A 24396-nucleotide genomic window follows, 5' to 3' on the forward strand; every position below is an offset into this window, starting at 1 on the left:
AAGCATGGTTGTTAAGCGCTTAAGAAAAGAGGATCGCCGCGTGCAACTGCTGGAAGTGGCGCGAGGGATCGTGCGTCAGCAAGGCACGGAGGCGTTGACCCTTGGCTATCTGGCAGAACGGGCTAACGTGACCAAGCCTATCCCCTACGACCACTTTGGCGATCGTGAGGGGCTGCTGATGGCACTGTATCAGGACTATAGCGATCGGCAGCTGGCGAAATTCAGGGAGACGCTGGCGGTGGACAGCAAAACGCTGGAGAAGACGATCCGCTTTTTCAGCGCGGCCTATATCGACTGTGCCATTGCCGCCGGGCCTGAAACCGGGCCAATCGCCGCGGCGCTGTCCGGTTCTCGCGTGCTGCAGACTTTTCGGGAAGCATGCGTGGCCGAATGCGCCGACTGCCTGCGCACCGCGCTTTCTCCTTTTATCGTCTTAAAAGGCGTTCAGGGAGAAGCGGTACTGACGGCCATCATTGGCGCGGCGGAGGCGCTCAGCACCTCGGCGGGCAACGGCGTGCTCGCCCGGAATGTGGTAGAAGATATGCTCTGCGGCGTCATGACCGGGGTGCTGGAGACCTACGCGAATAGCACAAAATGATCGCCGGGGGCGGATTGACACCTAAGTTACCAATAGTAATATAGGCATCACTTCTCCCCCATCTGGAGGTCGCTATGTCTGCAACCCATGCCATTAAAAACGCGCTGATCGTGACGGCACACCCGATCGACAATTCGTTATCCCATACGCTGGCAGCTCGTATTGCCGGGAAATTACGCGAGGAAGGTACGCAGGTTGAGATCGCCGATCTGCATGCTGAAGGGTTTAATCCGGCGATGACCCGCGCCGATCTCGATTTGTATCACGGCGATCCGAGCGCCCTTCCCGACGATATTCTGCGCGAGCAAAAGCGCGTCGAGCGCGCGGATATGCTGGTATTCGTCTTCCCGGTGTACTGGTGGTCGGTTCCCGCGCTGTTGAAAGGCTGGTTCGATCGCGTGTTAACTCTGAACTGGGCGTATAAGGTGGCCGACGACGGCCGGATTGTGGGCAACTTACGTGATGTTCCCGTCCGCCTGATTGCCACCGGCGGTAGCGATCTTACCGGGTTCGACAAGCACGGCTATTCGACGGCGATCCAGACGCAGATAATCGAAGGGGTATTTGGCTTCTGCGGGTTGAAGAACGTTAAGCTCGAAATCCTTTACCAGGCAGACACGGCTACGCCCGAGCAGGTTGAGGAATTTCTGCAACGACTGGGCGACATCCAGTAAACCATACGGTGCTGGCGCGCTTTTCTGCGCGCCGGGAACACTACAGGAAAATTACAGGGTAAAACGCCTATCACCCACCTGCGCCTGGGCGTACCATTTCATCAACTCTACAGTACCTGGCGCGTTCTCAGCAGGCGACCACGGGGCGGTATCGTGCTCAGGCACGGGCTGATACGCCCCGTGTTTTACCTCAAAAATGACGCCGCCTTTATCCAGCGACAGCACGGCATGCCAGGTTCCGGCATCCATCTCCAGGACTTTACACTCTTCGCCTAACACCACGCGCCGGGTCACGTTTCCGCTGTCGTCAAAATTCAGCACCAGAAAGCGGCCGCTCAGCGCCGTCAGCAGTTCAAACGTGTGCGGATGGCGATGGGGGCGGACATAGGTACCGGGTTCCATTGCAATGGCCAGGCGCTGCACCGGGTCGCTCAGGTCAGGGTGTAAATTACGGTGTGCGCGTAAGCGAGGAGAATGTGCGGCCTGCTCGCTTTGCTGCTGCAGGTCACTAAAAGTAATTTGTTTCATATAAGCCTTTGAGAATGTGGCGATTAACGGCAAGCCGATTGCTGCACGACGTTATACCATCCTGAAAAGCCGATAAGCTAAGGCATTTGTGAAACAAAACGCTGCCGTGAGAGGATCTGCAATGTTGGAGCCCAGAGCGCCACATTGAGTAAAACTCACATTAATGCCAACTATTTATCGTTTTTCAAACATAACCGCACTGAAATACCATCCATTTACCCCTGGTATACCGCTGTCAAAAACAGATAGCGACGTAAAAACAATAAATAATAATGTGCGGATATGGAGCACCTATGACACTCGATGTTTTATTCCATTTATTGAAAACCCTCTCACCAGAAAAAAGCACCGCTGATGAAAAAATACCTGCGCTAATCACCTTACTTTCCTCAGAAAGTCATCGTTCAGAAGCGCTTTCGCCATTTATACATCGACTGCACCTGCTCTCATTTGCCCAGAACGCTCCTGGCAATGCCGAGGAGCTACTCTCAGCACATATTACAAAAGACGACGGACTTTTCCCCCAGCCTGACTTCGCGGACTGGCCACGGGTGCGTTACGCCGAGTCCGGTGAAGTACAGGCGCCGGAATCAGAAGAGTATTTTCGTAGAATGACCTCGGCTGCCAATGTGCTACGTTCTTCGCTGATCGACGAAGAGCGCGCAAAGGGGACGCCAGCGCTTTATATTCTGGATAAATTACTTAACCTGAATAGCGCACTGCCGGAAAGATATAAAAAGATGGCGAATATACCCTACGCGTAAACTTATTAAACAGGATAGTCCGTAAGGAATATCCTGTTTAATTTAAGACAGCCGCTTTTCATTATACTCAAGACAGACGATATCCAGCGAAGGAACGACCGGCGAATTAAGGTTAAGCCAGGCCAGCAACCGTTCAATACTCTGTCCTCTGAGCGAATTTTTCGGCCAGACAAGATAGTAACCGTCCCCTGTTGCTGTCGCCTCCCTGAAGGGCAGCGCGAGCAGGCCGCTTTTCAGCGCGTCGAGCGTGAGCCGGAGATCGGCCATCGCCACGCCGTGTCCGTGCATGGCCGCAAGGCTTCCCTGCTCCAGGGTGTCGAACACGATCCCGCCGCTCATGTCGAGGCCGGGAAATAAGCCCGTCCTTTTCAGCCAGCGCTTCCAGTCCCGTCGGTCCGGTGACGGATGAATAAGATCGCACTCAGGAAGCTGATGCCGGGCAGGCTCCAGCAAAGACGGCGTACAAACCGGAATAAGCCATTCGCTGAACAGCAGCCTGCTCTCCGTTGATTCGCCGAAATAGCCGTTACCGAGGAGGATCGCACAATCGTAGGGCTCGCGGCTGAAGTCAACGGTGTCGAAGTCCATCCAGACGCTGGCGATTTCGATTTTCGGCTTCGCATGATTCTCCCGAAAGGATTTAAGCACATTGAGAAGCCATCGCATCGTCAGGGTGCTGGGGGCTTTGAGGCGCAGAAGATGGTTTTCACTTTTGAATGCGCGACAGGCCCACTCAATATTCGAGAAACTTTCGCTAAGCTGCCCGGCCAGAATACGCCCGGCGTCGCTGACCTCCACTCTCGGTCCCTGCCGTTTAAACAGCTCGCAGTCGAACCACATCTCAAGCGTGCGGACATGCCTGCTGACCGCCCCCGGCGTGATATTCAGGACTTCAGCCGCTTTGCTGAACGAGTTCAGCCGTGCGGCAACTTCGAACGCGCGCAGCGCATACAGTGGCGGTAAAGACATACATTCCCTTTTTGGAAGGTGTAATCATACAGTTTTTGTATTATCGGCACACGATGACGTCAGCCAACATTTTTTATCGCCGGGGCTTCCAGCTGAGGTATGCCGATGATCCTGGCCTGGGTGGTGATGAAGATAGCTACTTTGCGATAATCTCTGTTCAGACTGACGGAAAAGAGGATGTTTAAAGTGCTGGCTTATATCACGATTGGGACAAATGACTTTCAGCGCGCCGTGAACTTTTATGACGCTATTTTTAACGTGCTGGGCTATACACGTCTGCCCGCCTGGACTGATAGCTGGGCAATGTGGGGAAACGAAAATCATCTGGATGACGAATTTAGCTTCTGCATTTGTCCTCCTTTTGACCAGCAACCCGCGACGGCGGGAAATGGGACAATGTTCGCTTTCAGAGCAGATAACGCGGACATTGTCAGACGCTTCCATGCAGCGGGCCTCCGTGCGGGTGGGAAAAATGAAGGCGTGCCCGGTACACGAACCGCCTACGGCCCCGACTTTTATGTTGCCTATCTGCGCGATCCTGACGGGCATAAACTGGCGTGCGTTTGCCAGCATTATTCTCCTGATGCAGATAAGCTATCAGGCGAAGAAGAGTCACTTCAATAATAAAATTTTGCTGTAAGGACCGGTAGACACCCAGTCCTGCGGAGATCACTTCAGCTCCAGCGTGCTTATTACATGGGAAATATCCGCGATGTCGCCAGCTGACAATGGTTGCAGAGGTCGAGGCAGGCAATCCATGTCGGTAAGACCAAGCACGCCAGCCGCAGCGGCAATAACGCGAATACTTCCGCCATGTTTACGGAACAGCGACCACAATGGCTCAAGGCGGGTTGTCAGGGCTGTAACGCGTTGACGATCGTTTGCCGCCGCGGCTTCAGTGATTTGTTTCGCCATCTCAGGGAACAGACCGCCACACACGGAATACCACACTTCACAACCGGCGTTTAATCCCAGTCCCGCATAAGCGTCGCCACTGATACCGATTGTTACGCCAGGGCGCAGATGTTGACGTAACGCCTTCACCCGCTCAGTCGCTGCAGCGGGGCTATTCGGGACGCCAGGGATCTTGACCGAGCGAACACCCTCAAGTGATGAGAGACGACCGTGGAGTTCATCCGTAAAGGTAAAATGCGTCGTGCCCGGATTATCGTAGATACACACCGGTACAGACACGTGCCGGGTAACGGTCTCAAAGAGCGAGAAGACTTCTTCGTCACGGAGTGGCTGGTAGCTGACCGCCGGGAGTAACAGCGCATTTGCACAAGCGGCCTGTGCATCATCTGCCAGATGCAGAATGGCATCGGTACTGACCGCTCCCACACACACCATCACGGGGATGTTCCCTGCATGCTGTTTGGCCAGCGTTGCTACGCGCTTGCGCTGCTCCCGGGTCAGATAGGCGTAGCTTCCGGTTGACCCCAGGATGCCCATAGAATCAACCCGAGCGTCTGTAAGACGGGAAAGGATATGGCTGAAACTCTTTTCATCCACGCCGCTGGCGGTGACTGGGGTTAATGGAAATGCCGACAAGCCGGTAAACATACATGTTTCTCCTGAAGGATATTACTGCTGTTGTTCTTCGATGAGAGCAACGTCAAACCACAGACCGGGCATCATTTTTTCCAGGCCGTCGGTCAGCATTTTTCCGGCTTCGTGAAGCGTCTCCAGCGGCATCTGCGGGAGACTCTCCAGAATGAACCACATTTGCTGCGCTTCCACGCCTAAGCGGGTTCTGATCCCCTGTCGCCAGTTCCAGCGACGGCAGGTCACGCCGATATCATCACACCAGATAACCTCGCCTTGTGAAGGATACTCAACGGCGGTCTCTCCTTCTTTGACCGTATCAAAAGGTTCTGTTCCTTTTGCCACAGTCAGACGCGGCGCCCCCTGATAGGCAGAGAGATCCTCTCCACCAACCGGAACGGCATAGCGGAGACTGACGGCATTATAAAGATCAACGACAGGATCGAGCGCTGGCATCGTTCCGTCACGTAAGACGCGCTTGCGTAACGCATCCGCTGAGCAAGGGGTGCGTTTAGGTTTAGCCCCAAATTTTTGAAAAACGTCGGCCCGTGCCGCCAGATGAGATTCCGCCCAGGCAGGCTCACCGGCCAGAACCGCCTCACAGGCTTCTCGCAGCGCCGTTTCTCCAGTGCCGGGATTAAGCACTGGCGCAGCTTTTACGCGGATACTGAGCGCCCGAAAACCGGGAGCAATACGATAAATTTCAGGAGAAATTGACGGAGATACTGTTAACACGTGATAATCCTGTAATGACCAATTTATTCCATGATAATGACCAATGACCAAAAAAGTCAATTTAATGACCGATGCAAATTCGATCGCCAGCTCCGTGAATGAAGCCGTATCGCAGCGAATTAAACTGTATCGTAAGCAAAAGAAAATCTCCCTTGATGAACTCTCGCGTCAGGCGGGTGTAAGTAAGGGAGCGTTGGTTGAGATAGAGGGATGCCGGGCGAATCCCAGCATTGCCCTATTATGTCGCCTGGCTGCCGCGATGGGGGTTTCGGTGGCTGATTTTGTGGATGTCAGTGCCAAACCGACCGTGCATCTCATTGCTGAAGATGAGATCCCAGAATTGTGGAAAGGTGAAACAGGCGGGAGAGCAAGATTGCTCGCAGGATCGGGTGGCCCTGATATGACCGAGCTCTGGATGTGGGAAATGCAGCCCGGGGAAAAGTTTGCGTCACCCGGCCACGCGGAAGGAACGCTTGAACTGTTTTATGTTCAGTCGGGCACGCTCACACTCGGCGTACAGGATCACGTGTATCAGATAAAAACTGGCTGTTCGGCAACTGCCAGAACGGACGTTCCTCATTTCTATGAAAACCGGGAGAAGAACCCATTGGTATTCATCATGACAGTGCATGAGAAAGCGTCCTGAGTTGTAGCCCGGTATGCCAGCAGGGCTTTTCTCATTAAAACAATTTACAATTTATTCACATAACTGCCTTTGTCTAATTGATTGGCGCAAAGTAAGGGGGTAACATCCACTCTTTCGGATAAAGAAAATGTCTGTTACTGATTCTCTCCTTGCCTTCTCTCTCGCTGCACTACTGCTCACCCTCACTCCGGGCCTGGATACGGCACTCATTCTACGAACGGCATGTGCTGAAGGTGGAAAGAAGGCTTTTCAGGCAGCTCTTGGAATTGATGCTGGCTGTTTTATCTGGGGCGCACTTGTTGCGCTGGGACTGGGAGCGCTGCTGGCGGTGTCAGAGCTCGCTTATACCATGCTGAAAATGTGTGGTGCGACTTACCTTTGCTGGCTGGGTTTACAACTGATGAGGCGGCCACGTTCATCTTTCAATCACGGCGATGGCGTTAATCCTTCAGCGGGGAACTGGTTTATAAAAGGAATGCTGGGAAATGTACTCAATCCTAAAATGGGTATTTTCTATGTCTCTTTTTTACCTCAATTCATACCTGCCGGACATTCCCCCTTTGTATGGACTTTTATACTTGTCAGCATTCATGTCGCAATAGGGACAATGTGGTCAGTCACGCTCATTTTATCCACGCACTTTGCATCAGCCATACTGAAGAAAAGCAGTGTTGTCAGGGGAATGGACAGAGCTACAGGAGGATTGTTTTTGTGCTTTGCGGCTAAACTTGCACTCAGCACAAGATAACCTGATTAACGCTAACAGAGCTCAGAGCGTCCGCTGTGGTCACATAACTGACGTTATGAACGGTGCCCTGTGAAGCTTTTGAAATCAAGCCGATAATACGAAGGCGGCTGTCCCGTGACACGGCGGAACATCGTGGCGAAAGATGATGCATTGTCGTATCCGAGAGTGAGTGCCACTTCATTCACCGGTTTACCTGTTATCAGCAACGTCAGTGCACTGACGACACAGGCTCGCTGTCGCCATGCAGAAAATGACATGCCGGTTTGCCGTAAGAAAAGTCGACGAAAGGTACTGGCGCTCATAAACAGCGTACTGGCCCAGCGCTCAGCAGGGTCATGGATTGAGGGGTTGAGTAAAAACGCCTGACAAAGAGCCAACAGTGCCGGATGTTGTGGCAGCGGAATATCGAATTCGCGAACCGGCATTTCCGCCAGTTCCAGTAACAGCAGATTTACCAGCGCACGGTCGCGTGCGCTGTCATACATCAGCGGCAAATCCACGGCATCAAGCAACAACTGACGTAACAATGGCGATACGCTGATCACCTTACAGTGTCGATACTTAATCGATCCCGTCACACATGTTGGTTCAATATATAAGCTACGCGTGGTCACACCTACAAACCGGACAGCGTGAGGGGTTTCGGGTGGGATCCATACTGCATGTTGTGGGGGAACAACCCACTCTCCGTTACAGGTTGAGACGTACATGAGACCCGTTGCACCATACAGCAGCTGCGCACGGCGATGTTGGTGTTGTGGCAGTATAAATCCCTGCGCATAGTCATTGCCTAACGCCACCACTTCACGATCGAGCTTATCGACATCTTCAATTTTTACGTTGCGCACACCGGTCTCCGTCTGAACGATTTACAAAGGTAATTGAGCGCTGCGCAAATGGGAAGCAGGATGCTACCGGTATAAGCTGCTCGCTCATTTTCAGGTCGGGGATATTCTCTTGAACGATATCGCAATTATTGCACTGGCAGGCTTTACTACCGGTATCACCACGGTGCTCTTTGGTTTTGGGGGCGGTTTTGTCGTGGTGCCATTTGTTTATCAACTGATGCTGCGGCAGTCTGAGCTGGCAGGAAACGCCATGCATATCGCGGTTGCTACCTCAACGGCGGTGATGATATTTAACGCGGGCTGGGTCAGCTATCGAAACTGGCGCGCCGGCAAACTTTCAGCGCAGACATTGTTCCCATTATTATGGTTTATCGCCATCGGGGCTGTCATGGGTTCCTGTCTGGCGGGAGTCTTCAGCGAGAATATTGTTCGCGCACTGTTCATTCTTTATATGCTGGTAACCATTGGCGATTGTTTGTTGCGCAAAGGTTTTTTTAGCTGCAGTTCCCCGCGTCGCTTGTCACTTTCTGTGGTAACGGGCGGCGGAGTGATCATCGGCATGATAGCCGCATTGCTGGGCGTGGGTGGCAGCGTGATGACAGTGCCATTATTACGGCGACACGGCTATGCGATGGGTGAATGTATTAGCGCTTCTAACCCGCTTTCTTTGCCTGTCGCGCTGTGTGGTGCCGTGACGTATGCGGTCATTGGTTGGCAAAATATTCCGGTGAGTGGATTTCTCGGTTTTATCAGCCTGAAAATTTTAGGCCTGTTGGTACTGACGGGCTGGGCTGGAATAGTTTTTAGCCGTCGGGTTATACCTGCTTTACCTGACATATGGCACGCACGAATCTATGTAATACTGCTGTGCCTGGTGCTACTGGCGATGCTGCTCCAGTAACCCCATCCATCGCGGCGACTACTGGGCTACCTGTACCAACGTCCGCTCCTGGCACAGAGCGGACATTATGAATTTCGGCTATACCCGGCAAATGGATGGCTCTGGCGACAAAACACTCACCTTCCCAGTGCCGCAACAATTGCCCCCTCCATTTTCTCTGGCGTCGTCATCGGTGCAAAACGCTTGAGCGGCTTACCGTCGCGTCCGATCAGAAACTTAGTAAAGTTCCACTTGATCCGCCCACCCAGCACGCCAGGCAATTCGTTTTTCAGATAACGAAAAATCGGGTGTGCTGCGGAGCCATTGACCTCAACTTTCCCGAACATGGGAAAACTGACGCCGTAGTTAATGTAACAGGTCTTTGAGATTTCATCGGCGTCGCCGGGTTCCTGCTTACCGAACTGGTTGCAGGGGAAGCCCAGCACCACTAACCCTTGTTCGGCGTATTTCTTGTATAGCGCTTCGAGACCCGCATACTGGGGCGTAAAGCCGCACTGGCTGGCGGTATTGACGACCAACACCACCTTCCCCGCATAGTCGGCCATTGAGATAAGACTGCCATCCAGGCGGGTGGCGGTAAGCTGATGAAAGCGTGTCATGCTGAAATCCTCAAAGCAGGCCGAAAAGCTGCTATGACCACCCACGCGGCGGCCTCCGTACAGAAAGTTTACATTCAAACAGGCTATTTGTGATACATTCCCGCCGCGCCAATGACCACCACACTCGCTATCAGGTATGCAGAACATCACAAAAAAAATTCGCTGGCTTCTGCTTGCTATCCCATTCCTCAGCGGTTGTGGCACGCTCTCGCAAATGTCCTCCCCGGAAGGTACCCAGGAACTCCTCACCCATGAATCGCTGGATGGCGACGTTGACAGCGTGGTGCGTCACTACATGGCGCAAAAGTCCGTTCCAGGAATGACGGTCGCGGTGATCCATAATCACGGCTCGCCTCAGTTTTACACCTGGGGCGTTACCGATGCGGTCAACCGCTACCCGGTCAGGCCCGATACCCTGTTTGCGCTCGGCTCGCTCAGCAAAGGGATCACGGCGGAAGTGGTGGCCTGTCTGGTGAGTGAGGGGCAACTGAACTGGAACGACAGCCTGGCGACATTGCTACCGCCGGGAACGCCGCTAAGTAAGGATGCACAAAAAATCACCCTGCTGGAGCTGGTAACCCACACCTCCGGCCTTCCGCGCCAGAATATGGACGTTCCGATGCTCGGAAAATTCATCCGCTACTTAGGCACGGGTGATAATTTCTACGGTGAACTGGACAGCGATAACGTGCTGCGTTATCTGGCGAACTGGCGCGCGCCGAGAGATAAAACGCCGCAATACTCGAATACCGGCTACGCCCTGATTGGCTATATCCTGAAGCACAAAACCGGCGAAGATATTCAGAGTTTAGCGTCACGCTATATTTTCCGTCCGCTGCACATGGTGAACAGCAGCTTTACGCCCCAGAAGCTCAAAGGATACCCCCAGCGGGCGCTCGGCCACGCGGGCGATCAGCCAAAATTCATCCCGCGCGGGCAGCTGACGCCAGACTGGCATTTTTCCAACAACATGGTGGCGGCGGCAAGCCTGTACAGTAACGCCGAAGATCTGGCGGCCTATGCCCGCTATCACGTCTCTACGACCCACAATCCCTTGCTGGACAGCGTTTTTGACGAAGTCAGAAATACCGATATTCAACGCCCCGACGGGGTGCAGGGCATTGCCTGGACCACCGACTTTATCGGTCTGGAAAAAATCACCTATCAGGTCGGCTATATCGGCGGCTACTCCAGCTTCATCGGCTATGACAAAGAGAAAGGCAATGCGGTGGTGGTGCTGCAAAATATCTTTAACTGGAGCAACTATATTGGCATCGCGCTACTGATGGATATGGCGAAAAAAGACGGCCTTACCCCTACATCGCCGACTTCGGCCTTAAGTTCTCGTCAAACGCCAGCCGTTTCCGGTCAGGCTCAGCCTCGCGCAGCGGCTCAACCTGGTGCATAGTTAGCTTGCAGCGCTCCACCAGCACTTGATACTCCCGCGTGCCCTGCCGCTTCCACGCCATCTCCTGCTCGCTCAGCTCGCGAATCGCTTTGGCCGGGCTGCCGATAATCAAGTGGTTGGCAGGCATCTCCGCTTTCGCCTTCACGAACGCCGCCGCGCCGACGATGCTGTTTTCACCAATCACTGCCCCGTCCATCACCACCGCGTTCATACCCACCAGCGCGTTGCGGCGGATTATGCAGCCGTGCAGGATGGCGCTGTGGCCGATATGCCCCTCCTCCTCCACCACCGTGTCCTGCTCCGGGAAACCGTGCATCACGCAATTATCCTGAATGTTCGCGCCATCTTTCACCACGATACGGCCAAAATCACCGCGCAGGCTGGCATTAGGGCCAACATATACGCCTTTACCCAGAATTACGTCGCCAATCAGCACCGCCGTTGGGTGAACATAGCTTTCGTCAGGTACCACCGGCGTCAGACCGTCAATTTGATAAACTGGCATCTTCACTCCTTATGCGCTTGTAAGACCACCAAAGCGTTGATAGTAGAGCGTGCCGGGCACGGGCAGTTCACCCACGGAGGTTTCGCCCTTCTCGCTGACAAACGCCAGCGCCCCCGGCGCGACACGCTGATAGATATTAATGCAGAGCTGTCGGGCGCTTTGCCCCGCCCAGTGCGCGGGCAGTAACTCCTCCGGCAACAGTGGGTCTTTCAGCACCACGCGGCGATAAAAGTGAATCAGCAGCAGCTGGATCTGGAAGCAGCGCTCCGGCGTCAGCTCCTCCGGCGCGGCCTCCTTCAGCAGCGGCAGCAGCGGGCGGAACGAGTTGATAAACGACTCGTACATCGCGTTTTGCTCGGTTAACTGCCAGCACTCTTCCACCCGCGAACGCAGCGCGGCGCGGGAGAGCGCCAGCGGCGAGTGGGCTTCAAAGAAGATCACGTTTTCCGCCACGCCGGCATCGTGAAGCAGGGACTGCACGTCCGCCAGATGCTGGGACGGCGAGGCCATCAGGCTCGGTGCCAGCGTGCCAAATCCTTGCCAGATGAGCTGTTTTTTCACATCCGCGAGCGTAGTTTTATCCAGCCCTTCGGAGAGCAGCAGCAGCCATTTGCCGTCCCAGGCGGGCAGCTCTGCGCGATAAATCTTATTCTCCGCGCGACGCGTCAGTCGCAGCCCCTTATCGCTCAGGCGGTAAAAGCTGCGCCGCCCGATGCGGGAGACGTCCAGCCAGCCCTCTTTGTTGAGGCGAAACAGCGCGGTGCGCACGAAGCGCTCGCCAAATCCCATACCTTCCAGTAAGGCGGCCAGGCTGCCGAGCCAAATCTCGCCGCCGCGGTGGGAAAGCGCGTCACCGTATAACGAGGAGATAAGCGACGTTCCGCTGACGGGAACCGAGCTGACCGCGTGCTGGATAAAGGCGTCGAGTTTATTCATGTGATTCATTCTGTTGTTATTTTTGTCCTGGATGAATCATAGCATAAGCCCCTCACCCTGGCCCTCTCCCCAAAGGGGAGAGGGGAAGGTGTTTTAGCCGTTGGCCGCAACTTTACGCAGATCAAACACCCGGCAGGCTTTCCCCTCCGAGCGCGGGATGCTGCCGCAGTTCACAATCATCACGTCGGTGGAAATCCCGACCATCGACTTTATGCGGTGGCGCAGCTGGTGGCATACCTGGCAACGCTGCTCGTGCGTCAGCGTTAAGCTGCTCTCTTTCAGCTCCACCTTCACGGAAAGTGAATCAAGATGCCCACGACGATTCACCTCCAGCTGATAGTGCGGAGAAAGGTGTTCGAACTTCACGATCTCCTCTTCCAGCTGCGACGGGAAAACGTTGACGCCGCGGATGATCAGCATATCGTCGCTGCGGCCGCTGATCCGGTCCATACGGCGCATACTGCGCGCGGTTGCCGGCAGCAGACGCGTCAGATCGCGGGTGCGGTAGCGGATCACCGGCAGCGCCTCTTTGGTCAGCGTGGTGAACAGCAGTTCGCCCTGCTGGCCGTCATCCAGCGGAGTGCCGTCGTTCGGGTTGACGATCTCCGGGTAGAAATGATCTTCCCAGATCGTTGGGCCATCGGCGGTTTCGATACACTCCATCGCCACGCCAGGCCCCATCACCTCGGAGAGGCCATAAATATCCAGCGCCGTAATGCCTAAGCGTTTTTCGATTTCGCGACGCATGGCCTGCGTCCACGGCTCCGCACCGAAAACGCCAACGCGCAGTGAGCAGGTGCTGGCGTCGCCGCCCATCTGGCGCTCCAGCTCCTCGATCAGGTTGAGACAGTAGGATGGCGTCACCATGATCATGTCCGGCTGGAAATCACGGATCAGCTGCGCCTGTTTCTCTGTCTGGCCGCCGGACATCGGGATCACCGTCGCCCCCAAACGCTCGGCGCCGTAGTGCGCGCCCAGCCCGCCGGTAAACAGGCCATAGCCATAGGCCACGTGAATTTTGTCCTTCGCGCTGCCGCCCGCAGCGCGCAGGGAGCGTGCCACCAGGTTGGCCCAGTTGTCGATGTCGCCCTGCGTGTAGCCGACAACCGTCGGCTTGCCGGTGGTGCCGGATGACGCGTGAATACGCACCACCTGCTCCATCGGCACGGCAAAGGTATCAAACGGATAGTTATCCCGCAGGTCCTGCTTGGTGGTGCACGGGAATTTGCGGATATCCGCCAGCTCGTTGAAATCGTCAGGGTGAACGCCCGCAGCGTCAAACTTGCGTTTGTACATCGGCACGTTGTTATAGGCGTGGTGCAGCGTCCATTTCAGACGCGCGGTCTGCAGCGCCTGCAGTTCGTCAAGGGAGGCCGTTTCAATCGGATCAAGCTTTGTTGTATTTGTCATTGTAGGGTACTCACATTGTTTTTATGCTCAAACACGCTCAAGGATCATGGCAATGCCCTGACCCACACCGATGCACATCGTACACAGCGCGTAGCGCCCGCCGCGTCGGTGCAGTTCATTACTCGCGGCCAGCGCCAGTCTGGCGCCGCTCATCCCCAGCGGGTGACCAATCGCTATCGCGCCACCGTTCGGGTTGACGTGCGCGGCATCATCCGGCAATCCCAGCTGACGCAGCACGCCCAGCGCCTGCGCGGCGAAAGCTTCGTTAAGCTCGATCACGTCCATCTCGTTAATGCTGAGTCCGGCGCGCTCCAGCACCTTGCGCGTGGCAGGTACCGGGCCGAGTCCCATCAGACGTGGCTCCACGCCTGCCGTCGCCATCGCCACGATCCGCGTGCGCGGGACCAGCCCCTGCGCCAGCGCCATCTGCTCGCTGGCGACGAACAGCGCCGCTGCGCCGTCGTTGACGCCGGAGGCATTTCCCGCCGTGACCACCCCGTTCCTGCGGAACGGCGTTTTTAGCCCGGCAAGCTGCTCAAGCGTGGTGTCCGCGCGGGGATGTTCATCCTCGCTGAACTCGTTGACCGCCCCTTTTTTCCCCGGCACCTGCACCGACACAATCTCCTGCGCCAGAATGCCGTTCTGCTGCGCCTGCGCGGTACGCTGCTGGCTGCGCAGCGCGAACGCGTCCTGATCGGCACGGCTGATATTTAACAATTCAGCTACATTCTCTGCCGTTTCCGGCATGCTGTCAGTTCCGAATTGCTGATGCATGAGCGGATTCACAAATCGCCAGCCGATGGTGGTATCGAAGATCTCCGCCTGTCGCTGGAACGCGGCGGTGGCTTTGCCCATCACAAACGGCGCGCGGGACATGGACTCCACGCCGCCCGCAATCAGCAGGTCGCCGTCGCCCGCCTTAATGGCGCGTGCGGCAAAACCAATCGCGTCCAGCCCCGACCCGCACAGGCGGTTAATGGTGGTTCCGGACACCGTCTGCGGCAGCCCGGCCAGCAGCGACGACATACGCGCCACGTTGCGGTTATCTTCACCCGCCTGGTTCGCGCAGCCGAAGATCACGTCGTCAATCCGCTCCAGATCAAGCTGCGGATAGCGGGCCAGCAGCGCGCGGAGCGGCACGGCGCCAAGATCGTCAGTCCGAACGGCGGAAAGCGCCCCGCCGTAGCGCCCAACCGGGGTTCGAACGCCATCACAAATAAATGCGTCACGCATCAGGCCTCTCCTGTCACATTGCCGCCGATGCGGTGAGATTTTCCGCGAAAAAGGGCGACGGTTTTCTGTTGCTGGTTCTGAATTTCAATGTCGTACACGCCGGTCAGCCTGCCCTGATGCTTCACCCGCGCGGTGGCGGTGAGCGTGTCCCCGGCAAAGCCCGGACGCAGAAAATCAATCGAACAGCCGGAGGCCACCGCCGCCAGCCCCTGACTGTTGCAGGCGTAGGCAAAGGCGGTGTCTGCCAGCGAAAACAGCTGTCCGCCGTGGCAGGTTTGGTGGCCGTTGAGCATCTGCGGGGTGATGGTCATGGACACCACCGCGTAGCCGTCGTCCATATCGACAATGTCCATCCCCATCGCCTGCGCGCAGGCGTCCCGTTCGTACATGGCGCGGGCGTTGTGCCAGGCGTTATGACTCATAGCTACTCTCCAGAAGCGCGCGCTGGCGCAGCAGGGAACAGGGGCGATAGCGTTCTTCGCCATAATGACGCTGCAGGTTCTCCAGCAGCGTCAGCAGGCGCTGCCAGCCCAGACGCTCGCCCCAGGCGATCGGCCCGCTCGGGTAGTTGACGCCCAGGCGCATGGCGGTATCGATGTCCTTCTCGCTGGCGACCCCTTTTTGCAGAGCATCCAGCGCTTCGTTGGCAATCATCGCCACCGTGCGCCAGACCAGCAGGCCGGGATAATCGGCAATCTGCACCACCCGAAGCCCCTGCTGCTGCAGGTAGCGGATGGCCTTTTGCGTCGCGGTATGCGGGTTGCTGGCGGCTGCGGCGATGATCGCGACGTCACGCTCGATGCGGTCTACTACAACCACCGGCCCGTTAAGCCGCAGCGCCAGGGCCTGCGCGGTTTCGCCCTGCGTTTCAATCAGGTACACACCATCAATTTCCGTGACACTGTCACGTCTTTTTTCCACGCGCATCGGGCTGTAGCTGTCGTTCACGGTATCAGCCCAGCGCACCCCGGGCCTGTCGCCCTGCCAGTCATAAACGCCCTTCCCGCTTTTTTTGCCCAGCCTGCCAGCCAGCACCAGCTCCTGCTGCACCAGCGAGGGCAGAAAACGACGCTCCTGCCAGAAGGCGTTAAATACCGAGCAGGTCACCGCGAAATTAACGTCCTGACCAATCATGTCGGTCAGCTCCAGCGGGCCCATCGGGAAGCCGCCGCCTTCGCGCAGGGCGGCGTCAATCACCTCCGGCGCGGCCACCTGCTCTTCCAGCGCGCGCCAGGCCTCGGAATAGAACGGACGCGCGACGCGGTTGACGATGAACCCCGGCGTCGACTGGCAGCGCACGGGCTGCTTGCCCCAGTTCAGCGCCAGCTCGCACAGCGCGTCGGCCACTTCCGGGGAGGTTGCCAGCCCGCTCACCACCTCCACCAGCTTCATGACCGGCGCCGGGTTGAAGAAGTGCAGCCCGACGACGCGCTCAGGATGGTGGATGTCCGCAGCAATCGCCGTGACGGAGATCGAAGAGGTATTGCTGGTCAGCACCGTCTGCGGCGGGCAGATTTCCGCCAGCTGCGAAAAGAGCGCCTTTTTCACCTCCAGCCGTTCCGAGGCCGCTTCAATCACCAGTTCGGCGACGGAGAGCGCGGTGATATCCGTGACGGGAAGCAGCCGGGCGAGGATCTGGCTCCCGGCATCGGCGGAGAGTTTTCCGCGCGTCACCCGGGAGGCCAGACGCTGGCGGATCCCCTCGATAGCACGGGATATCGCATCGCTGGAAATATCGTAGAGCAGCACCTGATGCCCGTGACTGGCCGCCACTTCTGCAATCCCCGCGCCCATCGTGCCGCTGCCAATCACGGCGACAGTCCGTATGTTGAGCATCTTATTTCCCCGTAAAGTTAGGCGCGCGCTTCGCGAGGAAAGCGCTGACGCCCTCGCGGTAGTCGTCGCTGCGACCGGCCAGACGCTGATAGTCGCGCTCCAGGTCAAGCTGCGCGTCGAGGGTGTTGGTTTCCGCAGCATTGATCGCCTGCTTGATCAGGCCCAGGCCGAAGGTCGGCTGCGAGGCAAAGTGCAGCGCCATCTGCTGCGCCGTGGCGGAGAGCTGGTCGTCGTCCACCACCTGCCAGATCATCCCCCACGCCTGCGCCTGCTCGGCGCTGAGTTTGTCCCCGAGCAGCGCCAGCCCCATGGCGCGGGCGCGTCCGGCCACGCGCGGCAGCAGCCACGTGCCGCCGCAGTCCGGCACCAGGCCGAGCTTGCTGAAGGCCATCACGAAGTTGGCCGACCGGGCGGCAATCACCATGTCACAGCCGAGCGCCAGCGTAGCTCCCGCGCCAGCCGCCACCCCGTTAACCGCGCAGATGACCGGCTTCGGCAGCTTTGCCAGGCGGCGCACCAGCGGGTTGTAGAAGGTTTCGACAGACATCCCCAGATCCGGCGCCGGGCCGTTGGGGTCGACGTTACGGTCGTTCAGATCCTGACCGGCGCAGAACCCGCGTCCTGCCCCGGTGATCAGCAGGCAGCGGATGGCATCATCGCGTTCGGCCTGCTTCAGGCACTCGGCAAGCTGCTGGTGCATCACGTCGTTAAAGCTGTTCAGACGCTCCGGACGGTTCAGCGTAATGGTCATTACGCCCTGTTCTACGTGACTGAGAATAAATTCCACAATTAGCGTCCTTTAAAGTCGGGGGTGCGTTTTTGTAAGAAGGCGTCGATACCTTCCCGGCGGTCTTCGGTGGCGGAAAGCAGCGTAAACAGCTGGCGCTCCTGCGCGAGCCCGGCCTGGAGCGGCACCTCCTGAGACTGGCGCAGCGCCTGCTTCGCCGCCTGCAGCGCCAGTGGAGAGTGGCGCGCCATCAGCGCCGCCTGCTTCAGGGCGTACTCCAGTGTCAGAGACGCCTGGAAGAGATCGCTCACCAGCCCGGCGCTCAGCGCATGCTCTGCGGTAATGCTCTCGCCGGTCAGCACCATTTTGCTGGCAAGCGATTTACCCACGCTGCGTATCAGTCGCTGGGTGCCGCCCGCGCCGGGCATGATGCCCAGCGTGATTTCCGGCAGGCCGAAACGGGCGTTATCGCCAGCAATGATCACGTCGCACAGCAGCGCCAGCTCGCAGCCTGCGCCCAGCGCGAAGCCGTTCACGGCAGCAATCAGCGGTTTGTTAAACGCGTTAATGCGCGCCCACAGCTGCGGGCGGATATCGTTCAGGGTGGCAGGCAGGTCTTTCTCCGCCATTTCGTTAATATCGGCCCCGGCGGCAAAGCAGCGCTCGCTACCGTAAATTACGCAGACGGCGATATCGGCATCCACGGCGGCAGCCTCAAGCTGTTCCGCAAGCTGCGCCAGCAGCGCATTGTTAAGGGCGTTGCGCGCCGCCGGACGGTTCAGCGTCAGCTGCAGCACGCGGCCATGACGGGTAACAATCAGCTCGCTCATGCCATCCCCTTCGCGTCAAAGTCGACAATCACATCGGCGGTTAACGGTAAAGACTGACAGCTCAGTACGTACCCGGCTGCCAGCTCGTCCGGCTCCAGGCTGTAGTTGGTTGCCATGTCCACCTTGCCGCGCAGCACTTTGCATTTGCAGGTGGCGCACACGCCGCCCTTGCAGGCATACGGCAGATCCGCTCCCTGACGCAGGGCAGCATCAAGAATGCTTTCGTCGTCCGCCGTCAGGGTGATTTCACGGTCGCGCCCGTCCTGGCGCACGGTCACTTTTTGACCTTCCGCCTGCACGTGCACCGCGCGCTTAACGGTGATTCCGGAGGTGTTAAAGCGCTCAAGGTGAATGGATTTTTCCGGCATCCCCAGCGCCTTCAGCGTCGCTTCGGCGTCGTCCATCATCGCCGACGGGCCGCAGATAAAGGCCTCGTCATACTGGCGGAAGTTAATCAGGGTTTTCGCCAGCGCCTGCAGCTTTTCCCCGTCGATGCGGCCATAGAGCAGGTCGCTGTCCAGCCGCTCCTGGCTGAAGATGGAGACCAGCTGCAGCCGCTGCGGGTATTTGTCCTTCAGGTCCGCCAGCGCCTGGCGGAACATCATGCTCTGGCTGCTGCGGTTGCCGTAGATCAGGGTGAAATGGCTGTTGGATTCGGTCGAAAGCGTGGCGGAGATAATCGCCAGCATCGGGGTGATCCCGGAGCCTGCGGCAATTGCCAGGTAGTGGCCTTCACGTTCAGGCTGCGGCTGGTAGCCAAACTGCCCCTGAGGAACCATTACCTCCAGCGCCATCCCCGCTTTGATCTCATCCCGGGCGTAGCGGGAGAAGCGCCCACCGTCGATGGCTTTGACCGCCACGCTGATCTCACCCGGCGCGGTGCTGCGGCAGATGGAGTAGCAGCGGCGCAGCTCGTCTTCGCCCAGCGTCGTTTTCAGGGTCAGGTGCTGGCCGGGGCGGAAGCGGTATGCCTCCTGCAACGCCTGCGGCACCGCGAAGGTGATGGTTACCGCGTCGCGGGTTTCGGGTTCCACTTTTGCCACTGTTAATGAATGAAACGTTGTCATGGCAGCCTCAAATACATTTGAAATAGTCGAAGGGCTCGCGGCAGGTATTGCAGCGGTAGAGCGCTTTGCAGGCCGTCGAACCGAATTCACTGATAAGGGAGGTGTCGGTGCTGGCACAGCGCGGGCAGCTCAACTCTGCCGGGGCGTGCGCGTGGCAGCTATGCCCCACCGGTGGGCTGATGCCGTACGCCCGCAGGCGTTCGCGCGCGTCGGCGGTCATCCAGTCGGTGGTCCAGGCAGGTTCAAGCTGGAGCACGATGTGCACGGGGGTGAAGCCGTGCGCGGTCATCGCCTCGCGGATCGCCCCCAGCAGGTGTTCCGTTGCCGGGCAGCCCGAGTAGGTTGGCGTGAAGCCAATCACCCAGCCTTCCCCCTGCGCCTTCACGCTGCGCACCATGCCTAAATCGGTGATGGTTAACACCGGCACTTCCGGATCGGGGATCTGGCTTAACAGCGACCAGATCTGCGGAATTTGCGCAGGCGCGATGTCGACGAGGCGTTGCATAGCGTTCTCCTTTACCACTGCTGACCGGGATACGCGCGCTGGAGATACTGCATTTCCGCCAGCATCGGACCCAGATGTTCGGTATGAAGCCCCTTCTTGCCCCCGGTGCGGTACGCCACCTCTGCGGGAACCTGCAGACAGGATTCTTTCAGACCAGCAAACACTTCGCTTTCCCACGGCTGGCGCAGGGTTCGCGGATCCACCGCCACGCCGGCGTCAATCAGCTCAAGCTCGACCTCATCGGCGTCAAACAGCTCCGCTGTGAAACGCCACAGGCTGTCGATGGCCTGCTGCATTTTTTGCGCGGAGGTTTCGGTCCCGTCGCCCAGCCGCACCAGCCAGCCTCGGCTGAAGCGCAGGTGGTAGCGCGCCTCTTTGATCGCTTTGGCGGCGATGGCAGCAAGCTGGCCGTCGCTGCTTTGAGTCAGACGTTCGTACAGCGCTACGTTCCAGGCATCCATCAGGTACTGGCGGGCAATCGTGTCGGCGAAGCTGCCGTTCGGCTGCTCCACCAGCAGGGCGTTGCGGAACTGGCGCTCGTCGCGGCCAAACGCCAGCGTGTCTTCATCGCCCTGGCCTTCTAATTCCGCGGCATAGGTCAGGAAATTGCGCGCCTGCCCCAGCAGGTCGAGGCCGATATTGGCGAGCGCGAGGTCGATTTCCAGCTCCGGCGCGTGGCCGCACCAGGCGCCGAGACGCTGGGAGAGCACCAGTCCGTTATCGCCCAGACGCAGGGCATAGGCAGTCACTGAGTTCATTCTTTGCCTCACATATGCTCGATGCCGTCGGGGATGGTGTAGAACGTCGGATGGCGGTAAACCTTGCTTTCCGCCGGGTCGAAGAACTCGCCGCTCTCTTCTGGCTGGGAGGCCACAATTTCACTCGCCTTTACCACCCAGATAGAACACCCTTCGCTGCGGCGGGTGTAGGCATCACGGGCATTTTCCAGCGCCATGCGATCGTCGGCGGCATGCAGACTGCCCACATGACGGTGGGATAACCCTTGTTTGCTGCGTACGAACACTTCGTACAGCGGCCAGTAGACATTGCTCATGGTTATTTCCTCTTATGCGGCCTGACGGGTACGTTGTTTTTCGGCGTGCGCCAGCGCGGCTTCCCGCACCCACGCCCCGTCGTCCCAGGCTTTGCGTTTCGCGGCCAGACGTTCGTGGTTACAGATGCCGCGCCCGTTAATGACCTCGTCAAACTCCTGCCAGTCGATCTCGCCGAAGCGGTAGTGACCGCTCTCTTCATCAAAACGCAGGTCCGGATCCGGCACCGTCATGCCGAGCATCTCCACCTGAGGAATCGTGTTGTCGACAAAGCGCTGGCGCAGCTCGTCGTTACCGAAGCGTTTGATTTTCCAGGCCAGGCTGCGGGCGCTGTTCGGCGAGTTGTCGTCGTTCGGCCCGAACATCATCAGCGCCGGCCACCAGAAGCGGTTGATGGCGTCCTGCAGCATCTGACGCTGGGCCTCACTGCCCTGCGCCAGCGCCATGCAGGCTTCAAAACCCTGACGCTGGTGAAAGCTCTCTTCTTTACAGATTTTCACCATCGCCCGTGCATACGGGCCGTAGGAGGTTCGGCACAGCGCCACCTGGTTGACGATGGCCGCCCCGTCCACCAGCCAGCCGATCACGCCGATATCGGCCCAGCTCAGGGTCGGATAGTTGAAGATGGAGGAGTATTTCATCTTGCCGTCGAGCATCTTCTGGTAGATGTCTTCCCGCGCGCAGCCCAGCGTTTCCGCCGCGCTGTAGAGGTAAAGCCCGTGTCCGGCTTCGTCCTGCACTTTCGCCAGCAGGATCGCTTTTCGGCGCAGCGTCGGCGCGCGGGCTATCCAGTTCCCTTCCGGGAGCATGCCGACAATTTCGGAGTGCGCGTGCTGACCAATCTGGCGGATCAGCGTTTTACGGTAGGCTTCCGGCATCCAGTCCTGAGGCTCAATCGCCGTCTCCTGCGCTATGCGCTGCTCAAACCGTTGTTCTTGCGTCACGTCATCACCTTTATGATTCGTTAGTTTGCAAATTAAAGCGAAATGTTGAATCACTTTGTTTTTTAAAAGTTACACAAAGGTTAAATATAACCCCAAGAATTGTTTCCCGGTTTTGTGATGCTGCTCGCAAGGCTTTTACGCCAGGCCTTTTTCGAAGCGCCTTTACGCGACGCGATTCGTCCAGCTAGATCACAACGTTAACAATTCATTAAAAACACAGCTTGATTTTTATGATTCGCGATCAAACTATTAATAGTGAAATCACGAAACATTTGGAGATAAGCGATGCAGCAGTTAGCCAGCTTCTTGTCCGGTACCTGGCAGTCTGGCCGGGGCCGCGAACGCGCGATTCATCACGCCATCAGCGGCGAAGCACTCTGGGAAGTGACCAGCGAAGGGCTGGACATGGCGGCCGCCCGTCGCTATGCCATTGAGCATGGGGGCGAGGCATTGCGCGCCATGACCTTTATTGAACGTGCCGCCATGCTGAAAGCAGTGGCGAAACACCTGCTCGGCGAAAAAGAGGCGTTTTATGCCCTGTCCGCCCAGACGGGCGCGACGAAGGCGGACAGCTGGGTCGATATTGAAGGCGGCATCGGCACCCTCTTCACATACGCCAGCCTGGGCAGCCGCGAGCTGCCGGACGACACGCTGTGGCCGGAAGATGAGCTAATCCCGCTGTCGAAAGAAGGCGGCTTTGCGGCGCGCCACGTTCTGACCTCGAAATCCGGCGTGGCGGTACACATCAACGCCTTCAACTTCCCCTGCTGGGGAATGCTGGAAAAACTCGCGCCGACCTGGCTTGCCGGGATGCCCGCCATCATCAAGCCCGCCACCGCTACCGCGCAGGTGACGCAGGCGATGATCAAATCCATCGTGGACAGCGGACTGGTGCCGGACGGCGCCATCAGCCTGATTTGCGGCGGCGCGGGCGATCTGCTCGACCAGCTCGACAGCCAGGACGTGGTGACCTTTACCGGCTCCGCCAGCACCGGGCAAAACCTGCGCGTGCACCCTAATATTGTGGCGAATTCGATTCCGTTCACCATGGAAGCCGACTCCCTGAACTGCTGCGTGTTGGGTGAAGACGTCACGCCGGAGCAGCCGGAGTTTGCCCTGTTCATTCGGGAGGTGGTCCGCGAAATGACCGCCAAGGCCGGGCAGAAATGTACCGCCATTCGCCGGATTATCGTCCCGCAAAGCCAGGTTGATGCCGTCAGCCAGGCGCTGATTGCCCGTCTGGAAAAGGTGGTAATGGGCGACCCGGCGCAGGAAGGGGTGAAGATGGGGGCGCTGGTCAACGCTGAACAGCGCGCAGACGTGCAGGAGAAAGTGGATCGGCTGGTCGCCGCAGGCTGCCAGATCCGTCTGGGCGGCAAAGCGGATTTGCAGGCCGCGGGGGCGTTCTTCCCGCCGACCCTGCTGTTCTGCCCGCAGCCGGATGAAACCCCGGCGGTGCACGATACCGAAGCCTTCGGCCCGGTCGCCACGCTAATGCCGTATCGCAGTGCAGAGCACGCCATGCAGCTTGCCCGCGCGGGCGGCGGCAGCCTGGCGGGGACGCTTGTCACCGCAGACCTGAACATTGCCCGCCAGTTTATTGCCGGCGCGGCACGCGCCCACGGGCGTATTCAGATCCTTAACGAAGAATCATCAAAAGAGTCTACCGGCCACGGCTCCCCGCTTCCTCAGCTAATGCACGGCGGCCCTGGCCGCGCGGGCGGCGGCGAAGAGCTGGGCGGCCTGCGCGCGGTGAAACACTACCTGCAGCGCACAGCGATTCAGGGCAGCCCGACGATGCTGGCCGCCATCGGCAAGCAGTGGGTGCGTGGCGCAGCGGTGCAGGAAGATCGCGTCCATCCGTTCCGTAAATACTTTGAGGAACTGCAGCCGGGCGACAGCCTGCTGACGCCGCGCCGCACGCTAACGGAGGCGGACATCGTCAATTTTGCCTGCCTGAGCGGCGACCACTTCTACGCCCATATGGACAAGATCGGGGCGGCAGAGTCGATCTTTGGCGAGCGCGTGGTTCACGGCTACTTCCTGATCTCCGCCGCGGCGGGACTGTTCGTTGATGCAGGCGTCGGGCCGGTGATTGCCAACTACGGCATGGAAAACCTGCGCTTTATCGAGCCGGTCAAGCCGGGCGACACCATCCAGGTGCGTCTGACCTGCAAGCGCAAAACGCTGAAGAAACAGCGTACCGCCGAGGAAAAACCGACCGGCGTGGTGGAATGGGCGGTAGAGATTTTCAACCAGCACCAGCAGGCCGTGGCGCTCTACTCCATTCTGACGCTGGTGGCGCGCCAGCGGGGTGATTTCAGCTAACGTTCGCCCTCATCCTGCCCCTCTCCCCAACGGGGAGAGGAGATTGCTCTGCACGACCTG

General features: G+C 58.1%; 28 protein-coding genes. 9 read left to right on the forward strand and 19 right to left on the reverse strand.

The genetic code is table 11. The features are described 5' to 3' along the window. The first annotated feature begins 4 nt into the window (after positions 1-4). Together INF77_RS15320 and INF77_RS15325 are read left to right on the forward strand one after the other, a co-directional pair. Positions 5-598, forward strand: coding sequence for a TetR/AcrR family transcriptional regulator (locus tag INF77_RS15320; RefSeq protein ID WP_193531832.1), 594 nt, complete (start codon positions 5-7; stop codon positions 596-598). A 74-nt stretch (positions 599-672) separates the two neighbouring features. Further along, entirely contained in the window at positions 673-1272 is a 600-nt protein-coding gene (locus INF77_RS15325) for an NAD(P)H-dependent oxidoreductase (protein ID WP_126346066.1), read from the forward strand. 51 nt (positions 1273-1323) lie between these two features. Here the strand turns inward: INF77_RS15325 and INF77_RS15330 are convergent, their stop codons facing one another. Continuing rightward, positions 1324-1800, reverse strand: a complete 477-nt coding sequence (locus tag INF77_RS15330; protein WP_028013049.1) for a WbuC family cupin fold metalloprotein — start codon at positions 1798-1800, stop codon at positions 1324-1326. Between the two features lie 293 nt (positions 1801-2093). On the opposite strand from INF77_RS15330, the gene INF77_RS15335 reads away from it, so the two are divergent. Further along, a complete protein-coding gene (locus tag INF77_RS15335; protein ID WP_193531831.1) occupies positions 2094-2564 on the forward strand; it encodes a hypothetical protein in 471 nt (156 codons plus the stop codon). Between the two features lie 42 nt (positions 2565-2606). Here the strand turns inward: INF77_RS15335 and INF77_RS15340 are convergent, their stop codons facing one another. Continuing rightward, positions 2607-3533: a LysR substrate-binding domain-containing protein gene (locus tag INF77_RS15340; protein ID WP_193531830.1), complete on the reverse strand. Its 927-nt coding sequence runs from the start codon at positions 3531-3533 to the stop codon at positions 2607-2609. Between the two features lie 186 nt (positions 3534-3719). Between INF77_RS15340 and INF77_RS15345 the strand changes: the two genes are divergently transcribed. After that, positions 3720-4157 carry a VOC family protein gene (locus INF77_RS15345; protein WP_052683055.1) on the forward strand — a complete coding sequence of 146 codons (438 nt, stop codon included), beginning with the start codon at positions 3720-3722 and terminating at the stop codon, positions 4155-4157. 45 nt (positions 4158-4202) lie between these two features. Here the strand turns inward: INF77_RS15345 and INF77_RS15350 are convergent, their stop codons facing one another. Further along, positions 4203-5096 (reverse strand): dihydrodipicolinate synthase family protein, encoded by an 894-nt coding sequence (locus INF77_RS15350; RefSeq protein ID WP_193531829.1) that lies wholly within the window; start codon positions 5094-5096, stop codon positions 4203-4205. 21 nt (positions 5097-5117) lie between these two features. Next, complete coding sequence (locus INF77_RS15355; protein ID WP_193531828.1) at positions 5118-5813, reverse strand: B3/4 domain-containing protein; 696 nt, start codon at positions 5811-5813, stop codon at positions 5118-5120. A gap of 43 nt (positions 5814-5856) precedes the next feature. Here INF77_RS15355 and INF77_RS15360 point away from each other — a divergent pair, with 43 nt between their 5' ends. After that, positions 5857-6459, forward strand: coding sequence for an XRE family transcriptional regulator (locus INF77_RS15360; RefSeq protein ID WP_049137915.1), 603 nt, complete (start codon positions 5857-5859; stop codon positions 6457-6459). A gap of 127 nt (positions 6460-6586) precedes the next feature. Further along, positions 6587-7207: a LysE family translocator gene (locus INF77_RS15365; RefSeq protein ID WP_094945114.1), complete on the forward strand. Its 621-nt coding sequence runs from the start codon at positions 6587-6589 to the stop codon at positions 7205-7207. Between the two features lie 53 nt (positions 7208-7260). Here the strand turns inward: INF77_RS15365 and INF77_RS15370 are convergent, their stop codons facing one another. Further along, entirely contained in the window at positions 7261-8055 is a 795-nt protein-coding gene (locus INF77_RS15370) for a helix-turn-helix domain-containing protein (RefSeq protein WP_028013041.1), read from the reverse strand. A 109-nt stretch (positions 8056-8164) separates the two neighbouring features. Between INF77_RS15370 and INF77_RS15375 the strand changes: the two genes are divergently transcribed. Beyond that, positions 8165-8956: a sulfite exporter TauE/SafE family protein gene (locus INF77_RS15375; RefSeq protein ID WP_028013040.1), complete on the forward strand. Its 792-nt coding sequence runs from the start codon at positions 8165-8167 to the stop codon at positions 8954-8956. Positions 8957-9072: 116 nt separating this feature from the next. Here the strand turns inward: INF77_RS15375 and INF77_RS15380 are convergent, their stop codons facing one another. Then, complete coding sequence (locus tag INF77_RS15380; RefSeq protein WP_069732320.1) at positions 9073-9555, reverse strand: glutathione peroxidase; 483 nt, start codon at positions 9553-9555, stop codon at positions 9073-9075. Positions 9556-9691: 136 nt separating this feature from the next. Here INF77_RS15380 and INF77_RS15385 point away from each other — a divergent pair, with 136 nt between their 5' ends. Beyond that, positions 9692-10963 carry a serine hydrolase gene (locus INF77_RS15385; protein WP_150143687.1) on the forward strand — a complete coding sequence of 424 codons (1272 nt, stop codon included), beginning with the start codon at positions 9692-9694 and terminating at the stop codon, positions 10961-10963. Here the strand turns inward: INF77_RS15385 and paaY are convergent. From paaY to paaA, 13 genes are all read right to left on the reverse strand, one after another. After that, positions 10872-11468, reverse strand: coding sequence for a phenylacetic acid degradation protein PaaY (gene paaY / locus INF77_RS15390; RefSeq protein WP_028013037.1), 597 nt, complete (start codon positions 11466-11468; stop codon positions 10872-10874). The two genes, INF77_RS15385 and paaY, sit on opposite strands and share 92 nt — an antisense overlap. A 9-nt stretch (positions 11469-11477) precedes the next feature. Next, complete coding sequence (gene paaX, locus INF77_RS15395) at positions 11478-12413, reverse strand: phenylacetic acid degradation operon negative regulatory protein PaaX (protein WP_021241337.1); 936 nt, start codon at positions 12411-12413, stop codon at positions 11478-11480. An 84-nt stretch (positions 12414-12497) separates the two neighbouring features. Continuing rightward, positions 12498-13814, reverse strand: coding sequence for a phenylacetate--CoA ligase PaaK (gene paaK, locus INF77_RS15400; protein ID WP_047365282.1), 1317 nt, complete (start codon positions 13812-13814; stop codon positions 12498-12500). Positions 13815-13841: 27 nt separating this feature from the next. Then, a complete protein-coding gene (pcaF, locus tag INF77_RS15405; protein WP_193531827.1) occupies positions 13842-15047 on the reverse strand; it encodes a 3-oxoadipyl-CoA thiolase in 1206 nt (401 codons plus the stop codon). After that, entirely contained in the window at positions 15047-15469 is a 423-nt protein-coding gene (gene paaI / locus INF77_RS15410) for a hydroxyphenylacetyl-CoA thioesterase PaaI (RefSeq protein WP_028013034.1), read from the reverse strand. Before paaI ends, pcaF begins: the two co-directional genes overlap by 1 nt. Then, positions 15459-16883, reverse strand: a complete 1425-nt coding sequence (gene paaH, locus INF77_RS15415) for a 3-hydroxyacyl-CoA dehydrogenase PaaH (protein ID WP_193531826.1) — start codon at positions 16881-16883, stop codon at positions 15459-15461. Before paaH ends, paaI begins: the two co-directional genes overlap by 11 nt. Before the next feature lies 1 nt (position 16884). Continuing rightward, the gene (gene paaG / locus INF77_RS15420) at positions 16885-17673 is read right to left on the reverse strand and encodes a 2-(1,2-epoxy-1,2-dihydrophenyl)acetyl-CoA isomerase PaaG (RefSeq protein ID WP_041910183.1); all 789 of its coding nucleotides are present in this window, start codon (positions 17671-17673) and stop codon (positions 16885-16887) included. Next, positions 17673-18440: a 2,3-dehydroadipyl-CoA hydratase PaaF gene (paaF, locus tag INF77_RS15425; RefSeq protein ID WP_193531825.1), complete on the reverse strand. Its 768-nt coding sequence runs from the start codon at positions 18438-18440 to the stop codon at positions 17673-17675. Before paaF ends, paaG begins: the two co-directional genes overlap by 1 nt. Next, complete coding sequence (gene paaE, locus INF77_RS15430) at positions 18437-19507, reverse strand: 1,2-phenylacetyl-CoA epoxidase subunit PaaE (RefSeq protein WP_150143678.1); 1071 nt, start codon at positions 19505-19507, stop codon at positions 18437-18439. Before paaE ends, paaF begins: the two co-directional genes overlap by 4 nt. Positions 19508-19514: 7 nt before the next feature. Beyond that, positions 19515-20012 carry a 1,2-phenylacetyl-CoA epoxidase subunit PaaD gene (gene paaD, locus INF77_RS15435; RefSeq protein ID WP_193531824.1) on the reverse strand — a complete coding sequence of 166 codons (498 nt, stop codon included), beginning with the start codon at positions 20010-20012 and terminating at the stop codon, positions 19515-19517. 11 nt (positions 20013-20023) lie between these two features. After that, positions 20024-20770, reverse strand: coding sequence for a 1,2-phenylacetyl-CoA epoxidase subunit PaaC (gene paaC / locus INF77_RS15440; protein ID WP_193531823.1), 747 nt, complete (start codon positions 20768-20770; stop codon positions 20024-20026). A gap of 8 nt (positions 20771-20778) precedes the next feature. Then, positions 20779-21066, reverse strand: a complete 288-nt coding sequence (gene paaB, locus INF77_RS15445) for a 1,2-phenylacetyl-CoA epoxidase subunit PaaB (protein ID WP_003857353.1) — start codon at positions 21064-21066, stop codon at positions 20779-20781. Positions 21067-21078: 12 nt separating this feature from the next. Then, positions 21079-22008 carry a 1,2-phenylacetyl-CoA epoxidase subunit PaaA gene (gene paaA / locus INF77_RS15450; RefSeq protein ID WP_048960755.1) on the reverse strand — a complete coding sequence of 310 codons (930 nt, stop codon included), beginning with the start codon at positions 22006-22008 and terminating at the stop codon, positions 21079-21081. 285 nt (positions 22009-22293) lie between these two features. Here paaA and paaZ point away from each other — a divergent pair, with 285 nt between their 5' ends. Next, entirely contained in the window at positions 22294-24336 is a 2043-nt protein-coding gene (paaZ, locus tag INF77_RS15455) for a phenylacetic acid degradation bifunctional protein PaaZ (protein WP_193531822.1), read from the forward strand. Positions 24337-24396: the final 60 nt, after the last annotated feature.

The organism is Enterobacter cloacae complex sp. P1B (assembly GCF_014982345.1).
GTDB lineage: Bacteria > Pseudomonadota > Gammaproteobacteria > Enterobacterales > Enterobacteriaceae > Enterobacter > Enterobacter bugandensis.

Bases quoted from the DNA above. Each gene is read 5' to 3' on its own strand.
- INF77_RS15320 (WP_193531832.1), top strand. From the start codon at position 5: ATGGTTGTTAAGCGCTTAAGAAAAGAGGATCGCCGCGTGCAACTGCTG.
- INF77_RS15325 (WP_126346066.1), top strand. From the start codon at position 673: ATGTCTGCAACCCATGCCATTAAAAACGCGCTGATCGTGACGGCACAC.
- INF77_RS15330 (WP_028013049.1), bottom strand. From the start codon at position 1,800: ATGAAACAAATTACTTTTAGTGACCTGCAGCAGCAAAGCGAGCAGGCC.
- INF77_RS15335 (WP_193531831.1), top strand. From the start codon at position 2,094: ATGACACTCGATGTTTTATTCCATTTATTGAAAACCCTCTCACCAGAA.
- INF77_RS15340 (WP_193531830.1), bottom strand. From the start codon at position 3,533: ATGTCTTTACCGCCACTGTATGCGCTGCGCGCGTTCGAAGTTGCCGCA.
- INF77_RS15350 (WP_193531829.1), bottom strand. From the start codon at position 5,096: ATGTTTACCGGCTTGTCGGCATTTCCATTAACCCCAGTCACCGCCAGC.
- INF77_RS15360 (WP_049137915.1), top strand. From the start codon at position 5,857: ATGACCAAAAAAGTCAATTTAATGACCGATGCAAATTCGATCGCCAGC.
- INF77_RS15365 (WP_094945114.1), top strand. From the start codon at position 6,587: ATGTCTGTTACTGATTCTCTCCTTGCCTTCTCTCTCGCTGCACTACTG.
- INF77_RS15380 (WP_069732320.1), bottom strand. From the start codon at position 9,555: ATGACACGCTTTCATCAGCTTACCGCCACCCGCCTGGATGGCAGTCTT.
- INF77_RS15385 (WP_150143687.1), top strand. From the start codon at position 9,692: ATGCAGAACATCACAAAAAAAATTCGCTGGCTTCTGCTTGCTATCCCA.
- paaY (WP_028013037.1), bottom strand. From the start codon at position 11,468: ATGCCAGTTTATCAAATTGACGGTCTGACGCCGGTGGTACCTGACGAA.
- paaX (WP_021241337.1), bottom strand. From the start codon at position 12,413: ATGAATCACATGAATAAACTCGACGCCTTTATCCAGCACGCGGTCAGC.
- paaK (WP_047365282.1), bottom strand. From the start codon at position 13,814: ATGACAAATACAACAAAGCTTGATCCGATTGAAACGGCCTCCCTTGAC.
- pcaF (WP_193531827.1), bottom strand. From the start codon at position 15,047: ATGCGTGACGCATTTATTTGTGATGGCGTTCGAACCCCGGTTGGGCGC.
- paaI (WP_028013034.1), bottom strand. From the start codon at position 15,469: ATGAGTCATAACGCCTGGCACAACGCCCGCGCCATGTACGAACGGGAC.
- paaH (WP_193531826.1), bottom strand. From the start codon at position 16,883: ATGCTCAACATACGGACTGTCGCCGTGATTGGCAGCGGCACGATGGGC.
- paaF (WP_193531825.1), bottom strand. From the start codon at position 18,440: ATGAGCGAGCTGATTGTTACCCGTCATGGCCGCGTGCTGCAGCTGACG.
- paaE (WP_150143678.1), bottom strand. From the start codon at position 19,507: ATGACAACGTTTCATTCATTAACAGTGGCAAAAGTGGAACCCGAAACC.
- paaD (WP_193531824.1), bottom strand. From the start codon at position 20,012: ATGCAACGCCTCGTCGACATCGCGCCTGCGCAAATTCCGCAGATCTGG.
- paaC (WP_193531823.1), bottom strand. From the start codon at position 20,770: ATGAACTCAGTGACTGCCTATGCCCTGCGTCTGGGCGATAACGGACTG.
- paaB (WP_003857353.1), bottom strand. From the start codon at position 21,066: ATGAGCAATGTCTACTGGCCGCTGTACGAAGTGTTCGTACGCAGCAAA.
- paaZ (WP_193531822.1), top strand. From the start codon at position 22,294: ATGCAGCAGTTAGCCAGCTTCTTGTCCGGTACCTGGCAGTCTGGCCGG.